1 protein-coding gene is annotated in these 1,639 nt (G+C 70.0%); it reads left to right on the forward strand.

All coding sequences use genetic code 11. The features are described 5' to 3' along the window. Positions 1-1,617: right-handed parallel beta-helix repeat-containing protein (locus tag BN903_RS12810; RefSeq protein WP_195155807.1), on the forward strand; the 1,617-nt coding region annotated here is incomplete at its 5' end. Between the last annotated feature and the right edge of the window lie 22 nt (positions 1,618-1,639).

The following is a 1,639-nucleotide window of genomic DNA, read 5'->3' on the forward strand; positions in this document are numbered from 1 at the left end:
GGAACGTCCGCGGAACTGACAGACGGCTCGGCCGCTCCGGGAGCGGACGCATCCGGAAACGGAACGGACGGCGACGGCGCACGGATCGAGTTCGACGCGGACCGGCTCGGTAGCCGCCACGGGATCGAGTTCGACCGGGTGCTGAACGCGGTCGACGACCTCGGACTGGACCCGTCGGGCGAGGTCGCGGCGGAGGACGACGTCGAGGACGCGCTGTCGAACGACGGGACGTTGCTGGCGTTTCCGAAGGGGAGCTACCGGTTCGGCGGTTCCGTGTCCCTCGACGCCGAGCGCGTCGGGATTCTCGGACTGGAGGCCGTCGAGCTCTCCCCGGACTTCGGGTTCGACGGACTGCTGTTCGACGGACAGGGAGCGGCCGTCGACGACGTCCTCGTCGAGAACGTCGATATCGATATCCGCGCGCCGGCGACGACGGCCGGGATCCGGCTCAACTGTCGGCACCATTTTCACGTCGAGAACGTCGAGTTCGTCGGGCGCGGGACGAACCCCTCGTCCGGCGGGACGACGAGCGCGTTCCTCCTCGCGGTCCGCAGCGAGAACGGGCGCGGAGTCCTGCGGAACGTGGTGGCGAAGAAGGGGTCTCGGATCGACGGATACGAGGGCGGAAACGGCCGGATAGGCGTGTGGATCGGCTGGTCGAACAAGGGGACGGTCCGCATCGAGGACTGCGATTTCCGCGAGTTCGGTAACAACGGCGTGTACGGTTCCCGAACGCCCGGGAACGTCGAGGTCGTCGGCTGCTACTTCCTCAACAACAACGTCTGCGGCCCGCGCATCGGCGGCGCGGGGAGCTACGTCGAGAACTGTACGGTCGAGATAGACCTCGACAGATACACCGGCGGGACGGTAGACACCTCGACGGAGTTCAACACCCGGGCGATCGTCGTCGAGCAGGGCATCCAGCGGACGGACGCACCGGCGCTTCCGGGCGGCGCGGAGATCCGCGGCTGTACGCTCCACGCTCGCTCGTCGCCGCTGTCGCAGTCGGTCATCGAACAGTCGCCGGTGGCCCGGAACCTCACCGTCCGCGACACGGAGATCCGCTGTGACATCGACGGGACGCCGGCGGTGCGCCGGGGACCGGTGGGAGCGCTCCCGTTCCGACCGGACCGGCAGCGGCCGCCGGGGCCGCACTGGACGCGACTACAGAACGTCACGGTCGGCGGGGACGCGTCCGGGGGCGTCGCGATAGACCTCCAATCGGCACCGGGATCGAGGGTGACGGACTGCGAGATAACCTGCCGCGGCGCGGACCGGGACGGGGTCCTCCTGGACAGCTCGCCGAAGAGCGCGGTGACCGGGGGCGCGATCCGGACGGACGGCCACCCGGTCGTCGTCGAGGTTGACCCGGCGAACTCCGACGACGACCTCCTGTGTCTCGGCGTCGGAACGGTCTTGGAGCGGTTCGGCGACGACGGGTCCGGGATCGAACTCACGGACCCGTCCGTGCTCCGGACGCTCGCCCGAAGCTCCGGGACCGACGACGTCTGTCTCGGGCTCGGTCCCGCCGCCTCCGCGCTGCTGGCCGCCGGCTCCGACTCGCTCCGGATCGGCGTCGACGCGCTGGAGGACGGGGTCCCGTCGGGCGGGTCCTGAACCGACCGTGAGCGCAGTCGCC

The organism is Halorubrum sp. AJ67 (assembly GCF_000513435.1).